Raw genomic sequence first — 18807 nt, forward strand, 5'->3', positions numbered from 1 at the left:
CAAAAGATGCATAAAGAAAACACTCTGTTTTACAATAAACCTAATGATAGCAACAGGTTACAGAAGGAAATCGACACATATGACTTATTAAATAAATTGAATATACAATTCACAGGAATTGATCATCCTGAAGCAAAGACAATACAAGATTTAGGTAATACGGAATCCTTACTGGGAGTTAGTATAGCCAAAAATCTTTTTCTGTGTAATTCCTCAAAGAAGGATTTTTATCTTTTGGTTATGTTGGGAGATAAAAGATTTCTGACTAAAGATTTATCTAAACAAATAAGAAGCTCAAGATTATCTTTTGCGGACGGTAAATATATGGAGGAATTTTTAAATATTGCACCGGGTTCTCTCAGTATAATGGGTCTTATGTATGACAAGGAACATAAGGTTAGATTAGTTATCGATAAGGATGTTTTAGAAAGTGAATATTTTGGATGTCATCCATGCGTAAATACCACAAGTTTAAAAATTAAAACATCAGATATTATAAATGTTTTTTTGCCATATACAGGTCATGAACCTGTTATATTAGAGCTATAATAAAATACAGGGGGCAAATATGAATCATTTAGGAACAAAGACAATCGAAACCGAAAGATTGATTTTAAGGAAGTTTGAATTAACAGATGTTGAAGAAATGTATAACAATTGGGCTAATGATGATGATGTTACAAGATATATAACCTGGGCTACACATAGAAATATGGAGGAAACAGAGAAGGTCGTACAAGGATATGTCGATGATTATGAAAGAGACAATTATTATCATTGGTGTATTGTGCTTAAGGAAACAAATGAAGTAATCGGAGGAATAGGAGCATTCAGATTGTTTGATGATCTGAAATTATTTGAGGTAGGATACGTTGTCGGAAAAAGATTCTGGAATAAAGGAATTACAACTGAAGCATTGAAGACATTATTGAAGTTTTTCTTTGAAGAGGTTGGAGTAAACAGAGTAGAAGCAAGGCATGATACTAAAAATCCCGGCTCAGGGAAAGTTATGATAAAATCAGGAATGCAATTTGAGGGTATTTTACGACAAGCCGGTAAAAATAATATGGGAATTTGCGATTCGGCAATTTATTCAATACTAAAAGAAGACTATGAAAGAATGAACAAGAAAATTTTGGAAGCATGGGATTTAAGTTAACAAAGGAGTACTATGGATAATAATAAAAAAGTAGAGATTGAAAAATACAGCAAGCCTATTGATGAGGAAATCAAGAAAAAACTTACTAAAGAGCAATATAACGTAACACAGAAGAATTATACAGAGCCACCATTTGACAATGAATATTGGAGCAATAAAGAAACGGGAATCTATGTAGATATAGTTACAGGTATGCCTATTTTTGTATCCACGGACAAATATGACTCCGGCTGCGGATGGCCAAGTTTTACTAAGCCAATAGACAAAAATGTAATTGTATACAAAAGAGATAAATCATTTGGCATGGAAAGAACAGAAGTAAGAAGCAAGAACAGCGATTCCCACTTAGGTCATGTTTTTAATGACGGCCCTGTAGAAGAGGGCGGATTAAGATATTGCATTAACAGTGCCTCCTTGAAATTTATACCATTGTCGGAAATGGAGAAAGAAGGATACGGAGAATTTGTTGAATTAATTAAGTAAAGGAGTCGCCGATGAATAAATACGATGAAAGAAACATCATGTTTTCAAGAATGAATTATGAAGAGGGAAGCGAAATATACAACGATTATTACTGCAGAAACCCTCACATGAAGGAAATAGATGATTCATTAAGAGCACTGCCTCAAATGGGACAAGAGGGCTCCGTTATGTATGATAAGATTAATTCACCTATAGTCGATTCAGCATTTAGATATTTAGGTGATATAAGGAAATTAAGTGAAGGAAAGCCTGCAAAAAACAAGGTAGAAGTTGATGCCATATCTATGACTGAAAAATTAAAAGGTCTCGCTAAGTTTTATAATGCCGGATTAGTGGGTATAACAGAAATGAAAGATTACCATTACTATTCTCACAGAGGCAGACATAAGGAAAACTACGGTGAAGTAGTAACAAATAAACATAAATACGGAATAGTTTTCGCATATGCAATGGACAATGAAATGATAATGAGGGCGCCAAAGTTATCAGAGGCAATAGGAGTGGTAAAAGGATATGTGGAGGCAGCCACTATCGGTATGGTTCTTTCGTACTATATAAGAGAGCTTGGCTACGATGCAATGAATCATATGGACGGGAATTACTTGGTTGTTGCTCCATTGGTTGCTATGGATGCAGGTATAGGTGAGTTTGGAAGAAACGGACTTATTGTAACTAAGGAATACGGATCATGCGTCAGATTAGGTGTGGTAACTACGGATCTTCCTTTGATACCTGACGAAAAACAGTATTTTGGTGTGAAAGAATTTTGTACCGACTGTGGCAGATGTGCAAGAACATGTCCCGGCAAAGCAATCTCTAAAACCGACAGAGAGGAAAAGGACGGAGTTTTAAGATGGAAAATAAATGCTGAGGAATGCTACAGACGATGGAGGTGTCTGGGAACGGATTGTGCGATATGTATAGCGAACTGTCCGTTCACGTATGGTATATCGGAAGAATTAATATCCGAAATTAAAACATCAAGTGAAGTGCGGGGAAAGATATTAAAAGGATTTGATGAAAAGTATGGCGTACGTCCGATAATCAGAGAAGATGCACCTTGGTTAAGATAGAGAAGTCAATATTAATGAGTAATGATGTATATTCTGCTGTTTGCAGGATTTGGTATAGTATATTTAGTAAAATATTTGTTTCAGTAAGGAGAATACAAAATGTACACTATAAAAGTTAAAAGAGTATACGCAGAACTTTCAGAAGATGACGGTTACAGGATATTGGTAGATCGTCTGTGGCCAAGGGGTATCAGTAAAGAAAAAATAAATATAAGTAAATGGGCAAAAGAAATAAGTCCAAGCAATGAATTAAGAAAGATTTTCAATCATAATCCGGATACAATGGACGAGTTTAACCTAAAACTCCAAGAATTCCCCCAACTCTAAATTACCTTATTCCAAAATACAGAAGAAAAGTATTTGACGAAAGCATATCAAACAGGGCGAAAGAAATATTTGAGTACATTTGTCCAAATTACAATATAACACTGTTAGAATGGAATCATGATGAAGATCATGTACATATATTATTCAAGGCACATCCCAAATCAGAAATCAGTAAATTTATCAATGCATATAAAAGTGCAAGCAGCAGATTATTGAAGAAAGAATATCCAAGTATACGGGAAAAATTGTGGAAAGAAACATTCTGGTCACAAAGATATTTACCAAGCATTTTTAGATAAATATTCAATAAATGAAAATGCAGAAGAAAACATAGTAGAGTTTTTTAATGGCAAACCATTTAATGAAATTTCTTTGAATGAGAATGATCAGAGAATGATATTAGTGGCAGGGAATTTTAGAAAAGAAGTTACATCAACTGTTATGTGGATGCTAAATCATGGTATAAAAATTCAATGCTTTAAGGTTACTCCATATGAATACAACGAGCAGGTATTACTTGATATTGAACAAATAATACCTGTAAAAGAAGCCGAAGATTACTTAATAAAAATGGCTGATAAAAATCGTGAAGAAAAGGAATTTAAGGAAACAAATCGTAACACTATAGAATTAAGAAAATTATTTTGGACTGAATTATTAAATGAATTCAACAAAATATCTCCACAGTACAAAAATGTAAATCCGGGTTTAGACCATTGGTTATCCAACGGGTCAGGAGTTGGTGGATGTCCTTTTAATTTTATCGTGACTAAGAATTATGCAAGTGTAGAATTAGCAATAAGTAAGAGCGTTAAAGAAGACAATAAAAAAATATATGATTTGCTTTTTTTACATAAAGATAATATAGAGAGTGCATATGGTTATCCACTTATTTGGGAAAGGTTAGATAATAAAAAATCTTCCCGTATTAGTGATAAACTTATAGAGGTCAATATTACAAATAAAGATGATTGGGATAAGATTAAAATATTCTTATGTGATCGTATGGTTAGATTGGAAAAAGCTATAAAGGAACCACTAAAAAAAGCATCTGATGCAAAGTAATTACAGATAAATATGATATAGTTTATTTCTGTATTTAACCTTTCTATCGTTTAAAACTTTAACTAAAGAAGGGGTATCAATATGATTTTTGAGAAAAAAGAGGTAGTTTTAAAAAACGATGTAAGCTGTATTTTAAGGAGTCCGTTAGTTGAAGATGCGGAAAGTATGATAGACTATTTAAAAGCTACATCCGGCGAAACGGAATTCATGGTTCGCTATCCGGAAGAAGTCACTATGACTATTGAGGAAGAGGAAAATATATTAAAAAGAATGATTTACAGTAAAAACAGCATCATGATTGCAGCATTTATAGAGGGAGAATTAGCAGGAAATGCAAGTATTAGCTGTGTCAGCGAAAGAATAAAATTATCTCACCGTGCATCATTTGGAATTGCTGTTAAGCGAAAGTTTTGGGGTATGGGAATAGGCAATATTATATTAATCGAAATAATCGATAAAGCTAAAGAAATTGGTTTTGAGCAAATAGAACTTACAGTTGTAGAAAATAATTATAAGGCAATTAACCTTTATGAAAAGTTCGGTTTTGTAAAATGTGGAGTTATTAATAAAGCTTTTAAATTAAAAGATGAAAGCTATTATGGAGAAATAATTATGATTAAATCATTGTGACAGTTGGGACTGTCTTCACATTTATGTAGATTTATGCTACGACTTTTTTCATGATTTTATTGATGGTCAAAGCTGAGGAGATATATTATAAAAAAGAGGTAATAAAATTGAAAACAACGGTGATAAGCGAAAAAGATATTATAGTTTCAAAATGGGCTGGTGGTGAAAGCAGACAATACTTTATTTATCCGCCTGAAGCTTCTTATGTATTTAGAGATTTTTTGTTTAGAGTCAGTATGGCGACATCGTATTCAGATGAAGAAGTAAAATATACTAATCTTGAAAATTTGACGCGTCATTTAATCATGCTTCAAGGAACTGCGCATGTATTTCATAAAAATCATTATGATATAGTTTTAAAACCATATGAAAATATAGATGTGTTTGATGGTGGCTGGGAATCATCAGCAACAGGAAAGGTTGTAGATTTTAATTTAATGACTAATAAAAACGTATCAGCAAGTATGTCTGTAATAGATAAAAGTGAAGTTATTAAAACAGATAATACATTAAATAATAAAAGTTGGTTGATGTTTTTCTGCGGATATGGCAGTGCTTCCTTTGAATTACCAAACAGCGAAAGCATTGATATTGTTAAAAATGATTTAATTATTTTTGAAGACATTGAAGGTAACATAAAAATTAAAGTTCAGATAAATGATTCAAAATTAATTAAAATATTTGCTGCCATCTGATTGTGAGATGTCAGGATGAGATTAATACCCCTCAGGGGCAAGGTGTGAAAAGGCATAATAAAGCCTATGTCATAATATGAATTAATAGAGTTATCCGATAATAAATTGTGACAGCGAGTATGGTATATATATATATATCATTTCAACTCAACTGTCACACTTTTATACTTACAGTATAAGCGACTGACACCAAATTATAAATTTGGGTCATCTGCTTAAAGATTTGGATCATCTGCTTAATTAATAATTTTAGGCATTTAGTACATCCCTTGGATGAGGTGGTATATTAACTACATTCTCGGGAAGAGGATATTGTTGCGGTACTAATCTAAGCATATCAACATTAAATTTCGTTGTAATCCCTTCAAATAGACGGATATTATTGCATCTATACGGCGCAAAATTTGCAGCATTCACAGTGATATCATATGCTGTGAAATAATATTCCGGACCTCTGATTAAGGTTCCTAAAGGATGAGCAACCGGTAAACCTACTATAATAGGAGAATTTTCGGTAGGTATATTAAAAATAGGAACATCATTGTTTTCTTGTCTTACATATATTGTTATTAATGCACCGGGTATAGCAAATTCTCCACGGTCCGTAAATACAAAAACCTCTACAAAACCTATATTACGATTAATCGGTACTTGAAATTCGTTCATAAAAACTTTGTTATTATAGCTTTCATTGGCACTGTGTATATTGTTTCGATAAATATGTGGCATTCTATTAAATATATTATTATTCATCGCACTCTCCTATTTCGATAAAAATTTGAAGAACTATGTTATATTTTATGTAAGTAAATAATAAAAGTCACAATATGTTTACTTATAACGGTAGTATTTTTATTTCTTATAATCATTTGCTGTTTAATTTAATTATATGTGGTATAATAAGGTAATTAATTTTGTATATTGGAGGAGAGCGATGAAAAATTTAGTTGTGTATTATTCAAGAAGCGGCAACACGGAAACGATCGCACAAGAAATATCGAAAGAAGTAAATGGTGATATTAAAAAAATTGAACTTATTAAAGATATAAGCTTTGCAGGTGCAGCATTCAAAGCATTGCTTGGATTAAAAGGTAAAATAAAATCAATTGATTTTAATGTAAAGAATTATGACAATATATTTATCGGTTCTCCCGTATGGGCAAGTAAAAGTTCAATACCAATCAATACATTTCTCAGTAATGTTGACTTTACAGATAAGAATGTATTTGTTTTTATTACACAAGCCGACGATAAAACCCCATATCCTGTATACGAATCAGTTGCAGAACGTGTAGAATCAAAAGGAGGAAAGGTAATCGACAGCTACTTTATACAAACAGACATGAAAAGTCCATTAACATCAACACAGGCAGCAAGACATATATCAGATTGGATTAATAAAAATCGTACTTATTTATGATAAGATATTGCTCAAATAGAAGGTTAAATTGAACAATAAATATATTAATTAGAGGTGATTAATGACTATTTCTAACAATTTATTTGTTAAATTAAAAGAAAATTTAGATAAAGATGATTATACAGATATCAATAATTTGAAAAATATTTGTTTCGATTATGATAAGACTTATTTAAAATTAGAAATTGACTATAAGCTAAACAGGGATGAAAAGAATAGTGATAATTTAAATCATATAAATGAATTTATGCTTTATGAAGATAATAAGCTTATCGGATATATAGGAATTGGCAGTTTTGGCGGGGATGCATTAGAAGTTAACGGCATGGTGCATCCTGATTACAGAAGAAAAGGGATTTTTACAAGATTGTTTTCTTTGGTAAAGGATGAATTTTATAAGAGGAAATCCAATGAAATGCTCTTGCTGAGCGACAATAATTCTACTGGTGGTATTGCATTTATTAAAAGCTTAAATTGTGAATATCATCATTCAGAATACGACATGAATCTGGATATGAATGTAATACACGAAATTAAATTTGATGATTTAGTTTTCAGAAAAGTAGTTTGCGACGATATAAATAAAATTGCAAAGGCTGATTTTGAATTCCTTAATGAAAGTGATATTGAAGAATTATTATTATCACCTACTTATATTATCAAAAAAGATGATGCTTTAATCGGAAAGACAAGATTAGAAATTAATGATAATATCGGGGGTATATACGGTCTCGAAGTTTTGCCTGAATATCGCGGCAAGGGCTACGGCAGGGAATTATTGCTGCTGTCAATTAAGGAATTAAAAGAAAAGAATGTTGAAATAATTACTTTACAGGTTGAAACAAGCAATAAAAATGCTTTGAACCTGTATAAAACGTGTGGTTTCAAAGAAAATTACACTATGGATTATTATAGAATTACAAAATAAATGGGTTATCAGGTAATGAAAATGAGCAAATTAGAATGCAGGGTATGTCATCATCAATGTAAATTAGGTGAAAATCAAACAGGATTATGCAATGCAAGAAGCAATATAGACGGAAAGATTGCTTCTGTTAATTATGGAGAAATTACATGCTTAGCTTTAGATCCTATAGAAAAGAAACCCCTCAGACACTTTTATCCCGGCAGCATGATTTTATCTGTGGGAAGCTTTGGTTGCAATCTGAAATGTGCATTCTGTCAGAACCATGATATTTCCATGGCAAAAAATAATGATATAAAAACCCAATATGCTGGGCCGGAAAATTTGGTACAAGTCGCATTGGACTTTGAGACTCGGGGAAATATCGGTATTGCATATACATACAATGAACCATTAATCGGCTATGAATATGTAAGAGATTGTGCTGTCTTGGCACAAAAGAACAAATTAAAAAATGTGGTAGTGACTAATGGCTGCGTTAATGAAGAAATATTAAAGGAACTACTTCCATATATTGACGCTTTTAATATTGACCTAAAGGGTTTTAACGAAAAGTTTTATAAAAATATAGGCGGAGATTTTGAAACCGTTAAAAAATTTATTAAAACAGCTCATGTCCGGTCCCATATAGAAATAACCACACTTATAATTCCGGGTGAAAATGACAGTGAACAGGAAATTGTAAATTTATCTGAATTTATAGCTTCCGTAGATTATGAAATACCTTTGCATATATCAAGGTTTTTTCCTTGCCATAAAATGAAGGATAAAAATCCTACGGACGTAAAAAAGCTATATGAGCTTGCTGAAACAGCCAGATATAAACTCAAATATGTTTATGAAGGAAATTGTTAATTGAAAGAAAAAATTTAGTTACGATATATTGCCTCTGATTTCGAAGAAATACGAAAATCGGAGGCGTTTGATTTTTTCTATTATAGCTTAATTTAATAATTGGACGTTTAAGTATAAAACACACGAATTTGACTTGAATTCAATTAATATGATATTCTGAGCATGATATTTAATTGACAAGCGAGGAGGCAGTCATGAATAGAAATAACTCTAATTTTAAATTGGTTTTTTCAGCAGTAGCAATAGCAATTAATATTGTATTAGGAACTGTAGTCGGATTATTGAATATACCTTTGCTGTTTTTAGATACAGTTGGCACAATTTTCTCTGCTGCATTGTTCGGACCTTGGTATGGAGCGGCAGTAGGAGGATTAACAAACGTAATTCAGGGTATATTGACAAACCCAAAAAATATTCCATTTGCATTGGTTAATATTGCAGTAGGTATTATAGTAGGGTTAATAGCAAGAAAGTGGAAATTCAACATTGTAACATCAATTGTTACAGGATTAATTTTAGCGGTCGCTGCACCTCTTATAGGTACACCGATTGCTACATACGTTTATGGAGGAATTACAGGGGATTTTAACGATGTATTTTTTACATGGTTGGTTAAATCCGGACAGTCCGTTTTTACTGCAGCCTTCATACCAAGAATCACAAGCAATATTGTTGATAAAATTGCAAGCTGTATAATAGTATCACTGTTAATAAGCAAAATACCCAAGAAATTTACTCAAGGTTCTAATTAAATGGAAAGAAACAAGCGAATTATACTAATATCTCATTGTATATTAAATCAAAACTCAGTGGTTTATCCTTTGGCAAGGGCTAAGGGCGCATACAAAGATATCATTATTGAATTAATTAACAATGATATAGGCATACATCAGCTTCCATGTCCTGAATACAGATATTTGGGATTAAAAAGAGAGCCGATGACAAAAGAACAATATGATAATAAAAATTTCAGAAATATTAATAAAAGAATTGCAAATGATACGGTTATTGTTATAAAAGAATATTTAAGCAATGGTTATGAAGTGCTGGGAATCATAGGAATAAATGAAAGCCCTACATGCGGTATTAACGGGAATAAAGGAATCTTGATGGAAGAGCTGATATACATATTAAATAAAGAAAATATCCAGCTAAAACATATAGATGTTCCAACAGATTACTATGATGGTGAAAAAGGCAATAAGTTTATGGCAGAATTAAATAATTTAATAAAATAGAGTATAGGCTGCTGAACTTTTTCAACAGCCTGACATCTTGTCAAACGTCTAATTTAACTCTTAATTTCTCAAGCATGTCTTGTGTCATGGTATCTAAGTTATATTTAGGGTTCCAGTCCCATTCTTCTCTTGCTGCAGAGTCGTCTAATGAATTAGGCCATGAATTGGCTATTTCCTGTCTTATTGGGTCAACGTCATAACTTAGTTTAAATTCCGGTATAAATTTTCTTATGGATGCAGCTATCATCTCGGGTTCAAAGCTCATAGCGGTAACGTTAAAAGCATTACGGTGTTTTAATCTGCCTGAATCTGCCTCAATTAAATCAATAATGGCACTTATAGCATCTGGCATATACATCATATCCATGTAAGTTCCTTTTTGGATAAAACAAGTGTATTCTTGGTTTTTTAAAGCCTCATAATAAATATGTACCGCATAATCCGTAGTTCCTCCTCCTGGCAGTGTTTTGTATGAAATAAGTCCCGGAAAACGGACGCCTCTTGTATCAACTCCGAATTTTTTAAAGTAATAATCACATAACAATTCACCTGCTGCCTTTGTTACTCCGTACATAGTAGTGGGTCTTTGTATTGTGTCCTGAGGAGTTTCGTCCTTTGGAGTTAAAGGACCGAAAGCAGCAATGGATGACGGTGTGAATAACATGCAGTTTTTTTCTCTGGATATTTCTAAGACGTTGTACAGTCCGTTCATATTTATATTCCAGCATTGTTGCGGATCTTTTTCTCCTGTGGCCGATAGAATGGCTGCAAGATTTACAATGGTGTTTATTTTATGTTTATCTACAGCTGATGCCAATGCTACAGGGTCATTGACATCTATGATTTCAAATGGTCCGGATTCAATTAGCTGCTCATGTCCTTCTTTTATTCTTCTGTTACTGGCCACTACATTGCCCGAACCGTAAATTTTACGCATTTCTGCTGTTAATTCAGTGCCTATTTGCCCTAATGCTCCCGTAATTAATATTTTTCTCACAATATACCTCCCATATTTAGCATCAAGCTATTTTGTTATTATATATGATAACAAAAAAATTATGGAATATAAATAATAATCTGAATATCGTTATTGTTATTTACAAATGTCATAATATATAGTATATTAATAGTAAAATAAATACAATATAAAAGTATTATAATGCTATGAAATTGAGGTGATTATTTGATTTACATAAAACCATCCGCTGCAATAAGAAATAATTATAATGAAATTTCACAACTTTGCAAGGAAACTGGTGAGCCTGTATATTTAACAAAAAATGGTGAAGGTGATATTGTTGTTATGGATATTAAAGCATTTTCAAAACGTGAGAGCATGCTAAAATTGAGAGAGATGCTTGTTGAGGCAGAGGAAAGCAGGCTTCGTGGAGATAAAAGTTACACTGTTGAAGAAGTATCTGATATGATGAGAAAAGCTATAAAAGAGGATTAGATGGATAATAAAATTTATAAAGTAATAATTTCTTCTGGAGTTGTTTATATGCTTACAGCTCATTCGCGTTTTATTGCAAATGTAAGCGAAAATGCTGCTATCCAATTTATTGAAGAATTTTATAATAAAACAAAATCTTTAGAAAAATTTCCTGAACGTAATCCGTTTATTATAGACCCCATGATACCTGATGGAAAATATCGTAAGCTTGTCATCTTCAAAAGATATTTACTTATCTATCAAGTAAAGGGTGAGGATGTTTATGTTGATGCATTATTGGACTGTAGACAGGATTATAAATGGCTATTATAAAAATATATAGAATTTATAATCCGATGTCTATATAGGCGTCGAGTTACATTTCAACCAACAGTTTTCTGAGAACGTCCGGGTCTGCCTTCATTTTATATCTTGTAATTTTCCAATCATCATCAATTTTGCTAAGAGATACAGTTCCTTTTGCTGTGCCTTCAGTTTCTGTACCATCATTTAAAATTAGCTTTAAATTAACTTCAAAGTTGTAATCCGCTGCATTATTATCAATATCAGCATTGTTTTCTGATAATTGGATTTCGGTAACTTGCATCGTACAATTTGCCCTATAACATATTACAGTAAATTTTAAATTCTCTCTGTTGATTAATAAGGTTTCATATGCATCCTCTGTTGTTAATGATTTTAAAACGTCATCATTAATCTGCACTGCATTATACACATCCATTTCCATTGCTTCCGAAGGAGATACATTCAATAAGGACTTATAATTCTCAACCTCTTCATCGCTTACGGTATATAAATCTTCAACGAAATCCTTTGCGATTTGTTGTGCATTTTTTTCTTCATTTTTACTGCATCCAACAAAAATTAATATTATTAAACATAGAACAATCAAAAATAAATTATTTGGTTTTTTCATGATTAACATCTCCAAATTTAAATAATATGATTAAATCCTTCTGTAATGTAAATATTCTTTATTTCTTAACATTATATCACGATTTATAAGATTTTTCCACTATTCATTACAATATTTTATTTTGGATAATTTTTATTAAGAAAATAAATTATAAGAAACAAGTGATATCGATACAAACAAATGTATCGGCATTTTTCTTGTTTGGAAGTGACATTATATGGTATAATAGGGCAAATTATATTAGGAAAGTAAGGGGAGCCGATATGAAAATTTTAGTACTTACAGGCAGTCCACATATAAATGGAACAACTTCATTTCTTACAGATGAGTTTTGTGAAGGTGCAACACAATCAGGTCATGAAGTTATACGTATTGATACTGCCAAATTAAAAATCAATCCATGCCTTGGTTGTAATCACTGTCGCAGAAATGAAGGAAAATGCGTCCATGAATACGATGATATGCTTGAAATTATTTTACATTTATTAACCGAAGATGCAGTTGTGCTTGTATCACCTCTGTATTATTTCGGTTTGACGGCGCAATTAAAAACGGTAATAGACAGGTTTTATTCCGTTAATTCATTGCTCAGAGAGAGCCCTAAAAAACTATATTTAATTGCCGCAGGAGCAGATACGGAGGATTGGGCAATGGATGGAGTAAGGGCGCATTATAAAACATTATGTAAGTATCTTGGGTGGCATGAAGGTGGAACATTATTGGCTTATGGATTAGCTGCGAGAAAGGATGCCGAAAATAGCAAATATAAAATTATGTCTAATAAATTTGGGAAAGAAATATAAACGGAGGTATCATGAGCGAGGTAATAGAATTATTAAAGTCACATACATCTATCAGAAAGTTTAACGAAACAAAAATAACAGATGAACATGTACAGCATATTGTTGATTCAGCAATGCGTGGAGCGACTGCCGGCAATATGATGGCTTACAGTATTATAAAAATACGCTCAAAAGAAACCTTATCGAAGCTTGCAAAGAGCTGTGATAATCAACCCTTCATAGAAAGTGCGGATTTGGCATTGTTGTTTGTAACCGATAGCTATAAATGGCACAGATTTTTTGAGCAGCGAAATATTAATGAAGCATTTCCTGATTATAAAGGACCTTGTATAAGTGATTTTATGTTAGGGATTCAGGATGGAATGATTGCAGCGCAAAATGCTGTAATAGCAGCGGAAAGCTTAGGAATCGGAACCTGCTATATCGGTGATATAATGGAAAACTATGAATATCACAAGGAACTTTTCAATCTACCCGAATATACGATGCCCATAACCTTAATCGTAATGGGGAACTATGATACTAAGCCGCAAATCAGAGAACGGTTTGATGAATCATGTGTTGTATTTGACGAGGTTTATCCGGTAATATCAGAAGAATTCATTAACAACATGTTCCTTAAAAATGAATCTAAGGATTCGGATTTTGCTGTAAAGTTCTATAAAAGAAAAATCGATGCGCCATTTTTCAAAGAAATGATCAGATCAATAAAGAAATATATAAATGAATGGGATTGACATTTTATAATTGCCCGAGTGAAATCTCGGGCAAAACTTCAATTATTTTCTTTTCCAATATGTCCAAGTAATCCATTTAAGCTTTCTTTATGTATAGATTTTCTCCAGAAGAAACAAATGTGATTAGTATTTTTTGTATTATTTTGCAAATATTTATGATATAATTTTATTTAGACATAAAAATCGGGACTAATAAAATGTTTTTGCTACTAATGTATTGTAAATTGTCGTGATTTAAACAGGAGGATATATTATGTCCATAAAAATACTGATTGTCGATGATTCTGCAACAGACCGTTTGAACATCAAAAATAAATTAAGTGATTACGACGTACTTACTGCATGTGACGGTATAGAAGCTATGCGAATAATTGACGAACATAGAGATATAGACATGGCAATACTCAATTTAAATATGGTTAATATGGATGGATTACAGTTTCTTAGTTCTTTGAATCTTAGTAATCAAAATAAAAATTTACGTACCCTAATATTAACTGATTGCGATGAACAGTACAATGAAATTAAAGGATTGAACTTAGGAACAGTTGACTATATAAGAGAACCTATAAATATGGATTCTTTGAAGGAAAGAATCGACATACATCTTGAATTACTTGAAATACAGCATTTATATGAACAAAAGCTTTATGACCAAGGAATAACCTTTGACACAATTTTTCAACAAGCACCTATAGGTATAACAATTTCACTTAACAGAGAACCGATTTATAATCACTTTGATGATTATTATACTTTAAATCCAATGTTTGAGAAAATAATCGGCAGAACAAAAAAAGAACTTATAGAGATTGGATGGGAGAAAATATCTCATCCTGAAGATTTGCTTGAAGACTTAAAGTATTTCCAAAAGCTCCAAACAGGCGAAATAAACAGTTATTCTATGGATAAAAGATATATTAGGCATGACGGATCATATTTATGGGCACATATCGTTGTAGCCAGGCTTGATTTAGCAAGTGACTATAAGTTTAATCATATATGTTTTATTCAGGATATTTCAGAACGAAAAGAGATAGAAAAAACTTTGGAAGAGAGTGAGCGCAGTAAATCAGTTCTTCTTTCTCACCTTCCGGGCTTGGCTTATAGATGCTGCTACGACCGAGAATGGACAATGCAGTATGTTTCTGACGGCTGTTTTAATTTAACAGGATATTATCCTAAAAGCCTTATAAACAATAGAGATTTATCATTTAATGATTTAATCTCGCCTGAATATCGGGAATCTCTGTGGAAAGAATGGGAGTGTATTTTAGCTGACAAATTACCATTTAAATATGAATATGAAATTAATACAGCGGAGGGAGAGCGAAAATGGGTTCTCGAGATGGGACAAGGAATTTACAATGCTCAAGGTGAAGTAGAAGCTCTTGAAGGAATTATACTTGACATATCCGACCGAAAACAAATTGAGAATAATCTTAGATACAACAGTGAACATGATGTTTGGACAGGGCTTTATAATCGCAGATATTTGGAAAATCTTTTAGCGTGTGATGCAAAAATTAAGACAATTAATAAAAGAGCAGTCATTTGTATAAATTTAAGTGCAATACATTCATTAAGCTTGACTTATGGTTTTCATTATACACAGGAGTTGATTAAAAAAGTTGCGGAATCTCTTGAAACTCATTTCGTTGATAAGTGTCAATTATTTAATATACATGAAAATTGTTTTGCATTCTACATAAAAGACTACAAGAATAAAAACGAATTAGTAGCATTCTGCAAGAAAGTTGTTAATACTTTGGAAGCCGTGCTTGATATCGAAAGAATCGGAGGCGGTATTGGTATTGTCGAAATAGATGAAGATAATAAAAACAATATAGAGCAGCTGTTAAAAAACCTTTTGATTGCATCTGAAAAGGCACTAAATATTTATGATAAGGTTTTTGGTGTTTGTTTTTTTAATAAAGAGATGGAAGTGGAATTAATTCGTGAAGAAGATATTAAATGTGAGATTGCTTCAATCTTGGCATATGAAAACCCTGACAGCTTATTTTTGGAGTTCCAGCCGATATTTGATATTAAGTCAAATAAGATATCGGGCTTTGAAGCTTTGGCAAGAATAAGAAGTAACAAATTAGGTTTGATAATGCCTGTAGAGTTTATTCCGATAGCTGAAAAAACAAAGCTTATTATTTCATTGGGTAAAAAAATTATTATACGAGCATTTAATTTTTTAAATAGGTTGAAGGAGAAAGGGCATGATACAACTAATGTATCAATTAATATATCTGTAGTACAGATGATAAGAGATGATTTCATTGATAATCTTGTTGAGATGATTAATATAATGCAGATTAATCCTGCTAATATTACCCTTGAGATAACGGAGTCGATGTTTTCATCAAACTATCATGAAATAAACATGATTTTAGGCAAGTTAAAAGATTTAGGAATGAAAATTGCCATAGATGATTTTGGAACAGGATATTCCTCTTTGGCCAGGGAACGTGAATTAAATATAGATATTCTTAAAATTGACAAATATTTTAGTGATAAAATATTAATGCTAAATAACGAGGATTCTATAACTGCTGACATAATATCAATGGCTCATAAGTTAGGGCATTGTGTAATAGCTGAAGGTATAGAACACGAAAAACAAATACAGTATATGAAAAATAACGGATGTGATAAATTACAGGGATATTTGATTAGTGAGCCGCTTGACGAAGAGGCAGCAATTAAATTACTAAAAAATAATCAAGTTAATTGGTCATATTCCACGGGAGTTAGTTAGTTTGAATCTCCTGATGATATTATAATATAAAGCGAAAGGTATATCATCGGTTATGCTTTTTTATCTGCATTTTGCATAATGCAAATTTGATTTCTGTATATGTTATTTCCGGGGGTAATGATTCTTTAATTGGCTTTAATTTGTCTGTATTCAGTTCAATATATTTCTGTACTATCAGTTCTTCATGTTCTGTTGATATAAAGTCATAGAAATTAATTTCATAGCCCAATTTCGCGCAATCAATTAAGTGTCCTTCAATTGTTTGAGAGTTAAGATTTCTTATCTTTGATATTTCAGAAATTGAGTTACCTTCTTTATAAAGATTATAACTTATAGTCCTTGTATCTTCTTTACTCTTACTAATATTATTATTTGTTGCTGACGTTGAATCTATGGCAGAGACAGCTGATTCAGCCTTGCTTTTTTGAATATTATTTTGTTCCGCATAGCTTTTTATAATTTCAGTAAACTCTGCACCGTATTTTTCTGCCTTTATTTCACCGACTCCGATTATGTTTAAAAATTCTTGCTTGTTTACCGGATATTTAAGACACATATCCTTTAATGAAGCATCCGAAAACACAATAAACGGAGGAATTTTTAAAGAATCAGCAATTTCTTTTCTTTTAGATCTTAATATTTTAAACAATGATTTATCATATACTGATTTATCATCTCGTCTATCAGTTTTTTGGCTGATTACTTTTTTTATAATAACTTTTTGCTTTCCCTTTAGTGTAAGAAAACCCGAAGGCAAAATATTTAATGTCGGATACTTATCACCTGTAATATTTATATAACCGTCAGAAACTAAGTAAGAAATCAGTTCATTCAAGGTTTCGCGGCTGTATTCCCTCATAATTCCGTAGGTGCTTAATGTATTGAAGTTAAGTGATCTAATCTTCGCATTGTTACTGCCTTTCAATACATCTATAACTAAATTCATGCCAAATCTTTGTCCGGTTCTATAAATGCAGGAAAGTATTTTTTGTGCTTCTATTGTAATATCAGTACTTTCTATATCACTTAAACAATTGCTGCAATTACTACAAGTTTCTTTATCATAGCTTTTGTCAAAATAGCTGATTACAAATTTCCTTAAACATTTATCGGTATTACAATAATTTATCATTTCTCTTAACTTTTCATATTCTTTTGATTTGTCCAAGCTTTCACCGCTGTTTTCAATGAGGAAATTATTCATTACTATGTCTGAGGGGCTAAATAAAAGAATGCAATCTGATGGTTCGCCGTCACGTCCGGCTCTGCCCGCTTCCTGATAATAGCTTTCAATATTTTTAGGCATATTGTAATGTATTACATATCTGATATCTGATTTATCTATTCCCATGCCGAAAGCATTTGTTGCAACTATAATATTAGCGTTATCATATAAAAACTCATCTTGATTTTTGCTTCTTTCCATATCACTGAGGCCTGCATGATATTTTACTGCATTGAAACCGGAGTTTACAAGCTTATTACAAACTTCTTCGGTGGTTTTTCTTGTAAGACAATATATGATGCCCGGCTTATTTTTGTTTTCTTCAACATATTTCAAAACATAAGGTAATTTTTTATCAGCTCGTAAAACATTAAACGTTAAATTTTCTCTGTCAAAGCCTGTTGTAATTTCAAAATGATTTTTTAAACCAATTAAATTTATTATATCTTCTTTAACAGAAGGGGTTGCAGTAGCAGTAAATGATGATATGATAAGGTTTTGACCTAAGCTTCTCAAATTTTTAATCTTCAGGTAGCTTGGTCTGAAGTCATGACCCCATTGCGAGACACAGTGTGCTTCATCAACAGCAATCATGGATATTTTAATATTCTTAATTAATTCTATAAAACTTTCGCTTTCTAACCTCTCAGGAGCTACATAAATGAGTTTATATTTATTATTTTCAGCTTCATAAATAATTTTTTTTAATTCACTTAATGACAAAGAACTGTTAATAAATGCTGAAGGTATATTTAATTGTCTCAATGTATCAACCTGATCTTTCATTAATGAAATGAGAGGTGATACAACTATGGTAGTTCCCTCCATCATCATTGCAGGTATTTGATAGCAAATGGATTTTCCGCCGCCTGTAGGCATTATGGCAAGTACATCTTTATGCATTAAAATATTATGAATAACTTCTTCTTGTCCATTTCTGAATGATTCAAATCCGTAATATTTTTTTAATAATTCTAAAGCATTATTTATCATTTGTACCTCCAGATTTAACTAATTCGTAACTAAAATAGCTGTA

22 protein-coding genes and 1 pseudogene are annotated in these 18807 nt (G+C 31.9%); 19 read left to right on the forward strand and 4 right to left on the reverse strand.

Features of this window, described 5'->3' with window-relative positions:
* Positions 1-6: 6 nt before the first annotated feature.
* The 9 genes and pseudogenes from RT412_RS12755 to RT412_RS12795 all read left to right on the forward strand — a co-directional run bounded on the left by RT412_RS12755 (position 7) and on the right by RT412_RS12795 (position 5432).
* Entirely contained in the window at positions 7-549 is a 543-nt protein-coding gene (locus RT412_RS12755) for a prolyl-tRNA synthetase associated domain-containing protein (RefSeq protein WP_313341086.1), read from the forward strand.
* 19 nt (positions 550-568) lie between these two features.
* On the forward strand, positions 569-1159 hold the full coding sequence (locus RT412_RS12760; RefSeq protein WP_313341083.1) for a GNAT family N-acetyltransferase: 591 nt from the start codon (positions 569-571) through the stop codon (positions 1157-1159).
* A 12-nt stretch (positions 1160-1171) separates the two neighbouring features.
* Positions 1172-1642 carry a peptide-methionine (R)-S-oxide reductase MsrB gene (gene msrB, locus RT412_RS12765; protein ID WP_313341080.1) on the forward strand — a complete coding sequence of 157 codons (471 nt, stop codon included), beginning with the start codon at positions 1172-1174 and terminating at the stop codon, positions 1640-1642.
* An 11-nt stretch (positions 1643-1653) separates the two neighbouring features.
* Positions 1654-2715 (forward strand): 4Fe-4S dicluster domain-containing protein, encoded by a 1062-nt coding sequence (locus RT412_RS12770; protein ID WP_313341077.1) that lies wholly within the window; start codon positions 1654-1656, stop codon positions 2713-2715.
* Positions 2716-2814: 99 nt separating this feature from the next.
* On the forward strand, positions 2815-3042 hold the full coding sequence (locus tag RT412_RS12775) for a DUF488 family protein (protein ID WP_313341075.1): 228 nt from the start codon (positions 2815-2817) through the stop codon (positions 3040-3042).
* Positions 3027-3320: pseudogene (gene tnpA, locus RT412_RS12780) on the forward strand (IS200/IS605 family transposase); the annotation flags it as partial. The gene RT412_RS12775 and the pseudogene tnpA, both read left to right, overlap by 16 nt.
* Before the next feature lie 124 nt (positions 3321-3444).
* The gene (locus tag RT412_RS12785; protein WP_313413293.1) at positions 3445-4107 is read left to right on the forward strand and encodes a DUF4268 domain-containing protein; all 663 of its coding nucleotides are present in this window, start codon (positions 3445-3447) and stop codon (positions 4105-4107) included.
* 81 nt (positions 4108-4188) lie between these two features.
* On the forward strand, positions 4189-4737 hold the full coding sequence (locus RT412_RS12790; RefSeq protein WP_313341069.1) for a GNAT family N-acetyltransferase: 549 nt from the start codon (positions 4189-4191) through the stop codon (positions 4735-4737).
* Between the two features lie 107 nt (positions 4738-4844).
* Complete coding sequence (locus RT412_RS12795; protein WP_313341067.1) at positions 4845-5432, forward strand: HutD family protein; 588 nt, start codon at positions 4845-4847, stop codon at positions 5430-5432.
* Between the two features lie 249 nt (positions 5433-5681).
* On the opposite strand, the gene RT412_RS12800 is transcribed toward RT412_RS12795, so the two are convergent.
* Entirely contained in the window at positions 5682-6185 is a 504-nt protein-coding gene (locus tag RT412_RS12800) for a hypothetical protein (RefSeq protein ID WP_313370801.1), read from the reverse strand.
* Positions 6186-6366: 181 nt separating this feature from the next.
* Here RT412_RS12800 and RT412_RS12805 point away from each other — a divergent pair, with 181 nt between their 5' ends.
* The 5 genes from RT412_RS12805 to RT412_RS12825 all read left to right on the forward strand — a co-directional run bounded on the left by RT412_RS12805 (position 6367) and on the right by RT412_RS12825 (position 9870).
* The gene (locus RT412_RS12805; RefSeq protein ID WP_313341061.1) at positions 6367-6852 is read left to right on the forward strand and encodes a flavodoxin; all 486 of its coding nucleotides are present in this window, start codon (positions 6367-6369) and stop codon (positions 6850-6852) included.
* A 61-nt stretch (positions 6853-6913) separates the two neighbouring features.
* A complete protein-coding gene (locus RT412_RS12810; protein WP_313341058.1) occupies positions 6914-7780 on the forward strand; it encodes a GNAT family N-acetyltransferase in 867 nt (288 codons plus the stop codon).
* Positions 7781-7801: 21 nt separating this feature from the next.
* Positions 7802-8632, forward strand: a complete 831-nt coding sequence (gene amrS / locus RT412_RS12815; protein ID WP_313341055.1) for an AmmeMemoRadiSam system radical SAM enzyme — start codon at positions 7802-7804, stop codon at positions 8630-8632.
* 194 nt (positions 8633-8826) lie between these two features.
* Entirely contained in the window at positions 8827-9384 is a 558-nt protein-coding gene (locus tag RT412_RS12820; RefSeq protein WP_313341053.1) for a CD3073 family putative ECF transporter S component, read from the forward strand.
* Positions 9385-9870 (forward strand): CD3072 family TudS-related putative desulfidase, encoded by a 486-nt coding sequence (locus tag RT412_RS12825; protein ID WP_313341051.1) that lies wholly within the window; start codon positions 9385-9387, stop codon positions 9868-9870. It abuts the gene before it with no gap.
* Positions 9871-9910: 40 nt separating this feature from the next.
* Here the strand turns inward: RT412_RS12825 and RT412_RS12830 are convergent, their stop codons facing one another.
* Positions 9911-10867, reverse strand: a complete 957-nt coding sequence (locus tag RT412_RS12830) for an L-threonine 3-dehydrogenase (protein ID WP_313341049.1) — start codon at positions 10865-10867, stop codon at positions 9911-9913.
* Between the two features lie 186 nt (positions 10868-11053).
* Here RT412_RS12830 and RT412_RS12835 point away from each other — a divergent pair, with 186 nt between their 5' ends.
* Both RT412_RS12835 and RT412_RS12840 read left to right on the forward strand, forming a co-directional pair.
* Positions 11054-11323, forward strand: a complete 270-nt coding sequence (locus RT412_RS12835) for a type II toxin-antitoxin system prevent-host-death family antitoxin (protein WP_313341046.1) — start codon at positions 11054-11056, stop codon at positions 11321-11323.
* Entirely contained in the window at positions 11324-11635 is a 312-nt protein-coding gene (locus RT412_RS12840; RefSeq protein ID WP_313341043.1) for a type II toxin-antitoxin system RelE/ParE family toxin, read from the forward strand.
* Positions 11636-11678: 43 nt separating this feature from the next.
* Here RT412_RS12840 and RT412_RS12845 read toward each other — a convergent pair whose 3' ends face one another.
* Positions 11679-12239, reverse strand: a complete 561-nt coding sequence (locus RT412_RS12845) for a hypothetical protein (RefSeq protein ID WP_313341040.1) — start codon at positions 12237-12239, stop codon at positions 11679-11681.
* A 263-nt stretch (positions 12240-12502) separates the two neighbouring features.
* On the opposite strand from RT412_RS12845, the gene RT412_RS12850 reads away from it, so the two are divergent.
* From RT412_RS12850 to RT412_RS12860, 3 genes are all read left to right on the forward strand, one after another.
* On the forward strand, positions 12503-13042 hold the full coding sequence (locus RT412_RS12850) for a flavodoxin family protein (RefSeq protein WP_313341037.1): 540 nt from the start codon (positions 12503-12505) through the stop codon (positions 13040-13042).
* Between the two features lie 11 nt (positions 13043-13053).
* Complete coding sequence (locus RT412_RS12855) at positions 13054-13779, forward strand: nitroreductase family protein (protein WP_313341034.1); 726 nt, start codon at positions 13054-13056, stop codon at positions 13777-13779.
* 253 nt (positions 13780-14032) lie between these two features.
* Positions 14033-16546 carry an EAL domain-containing protein gene (locus RT412_RS12860; protein ID WP_313341032.1) on the forward strand — a complete coding sequence of 838 codons (2514 nt, stop codon included), beginning with the start codon at positions 14033-14035 and terminating at the stop codon, positions 16544-16546.
* Between the two features lie 43 nt (positions 16547-16589).
* Here the strand turns inward: RT412_RS12860 and recQ are convergent, their stop codons facing one another.
* The gene (gene recQ, locus RT412_RS12865) at positions 16590-18764 is read right to left on the reverse strand and encodes a DNA helicase RecQ (protein ID WP_313341029.1); all 2175 of its coding nucleotides are present in this window, start codon (positions 18762-18764) and stop codon (positions 16590-16592) included.
* Positions 18765-18807: the final 43 nt, after the last annotated feature.

The organism is Sedimentibacter sp. (assembly GCF_032080165.1).
Classification (GTDB): domain Bacteria; phylum Bacillota; class Clostridia; order Tissierellales; family Sedimentibacteraceae; genus Sedimentibacter.

Bases quoted from the DNA above. Each gene is read 5' to 3' on its own strand.
- RT412_RS12845 (WP_313341040.1), bottom strand. From the start codon at position 12,239: ATGAAAAAACCAAATAATTTATTTTTGATTGTTCTATGTTTAATAATA.
- RT412_RS12840 (WP_313341043.1), top strand. From the start codon at position 11,324: ATGGATAATAAAATTTATAAAGTAATAATTTCTTCTGGAGTTGTTTAT.
- RT412_RS12755 (WP_313341086.1), top strand. From the start codon at position 7: ATGCATAAAGAAAACACTCTGTTTTACAATAAACCTAATGATAGCAAC.
- RT412_RS12805 (WP_313341061.1), top strand. From the start codon at position 6,367: ATGAAAAATTTAGTTGTGTATTATTCAAGAAGCGGCAACACGGAAACG.
- RT412_RS12790 (WP_313341069.1), top strand. From the start codon at position 4,189: ATGATTTTTGAGAAAAAAGAGGTAGTTTTAAAAAACGATGTAAGCTGT.
- RT412_RS12850 (WP_313341037.1), top strand. From the start codon at position 12,503: ATGAAAATTTTAGTACTTACAGGCAGTCCACATATAAATGGAACAACT.
- RT412_RS12800 (WP_313370801.1), bottom strand. From the start codon at position 6,185: ATGAATAATAATATATTTAATAGAATGCCACATATTTATCGAAACAAT.
- recQ (WP_313341029.1), bottom strand. From the start codon at position 18,764: ATGATAAATAATGCTTTAGAATTATTAAAAAAATATTACGGATTTGAA.
- RT412_RS12810 (WP_313341058.1), top strand. From the start codon at position 6,914: ATGACTATTTCTAACAATTTATTTGTTAAATTAAAAGAAAATTTAGAT.
- msrB (WP_313341080.1), top strand. From the start codon at position 1,172: ATGGATAATAATAAAAAAGTAGAGATTGAAAAATACAGCAAGCCTATT.
- RT412_RS12760 (WP_313341083.1), top strand. From the start codon at position 569: ATGAATCATTTAGGAACAAAGACAATCGAAACCGAAAGATTGATTTTA.
- RT412_RS12855 (WP_313341034.1), top strand. From the start codon at position 13,054: ATGAGCGAGGTAATAGAATTATTAAAGTCACATACATCTATCAGAAAG.
- RT412_RS12820 (WP_313341053.1), top strand. From the start codon at position 8,827: ATGAATAGAAATAACTCTAATTTTAAATTGGTTTTTTCAGCAGTAGCA.
- RT412_RS12775 (WP_313341075.1), top strand. From the start codon at position 2,815: ATGTACACTATAAAAGTTAAAAGAGTATACGCAGAACTTTCAGAAGAT.
- RT412_RS12770 (WP_313341077.1), top strand. From the start codon at position 1,654: ATGAATAAATACGATGAAAGAAACATCATGTTTTCAAGAATGAATTAT.
- RT412_RS12860 (WP_313341032.1), top strand. From the start codon at position 14,033: ATGTCCATAAAAATACTGATTGTCGATGATTCTGCAACAGACCGTTTG.
- RT412_RS12825 (WP_313341051.1), top strand. From the start codon at position 9,385: ATGGAAAGAAACAAGCGAATTATACTAATATCTCATTGTATATTAAAT.
- amrS (WP_313341055.1), top strand. From the start codon at position 7,802: ATGAGCAAATTAGAATGCAGGGTATGTCATCATCAATGTAAATTAGGT.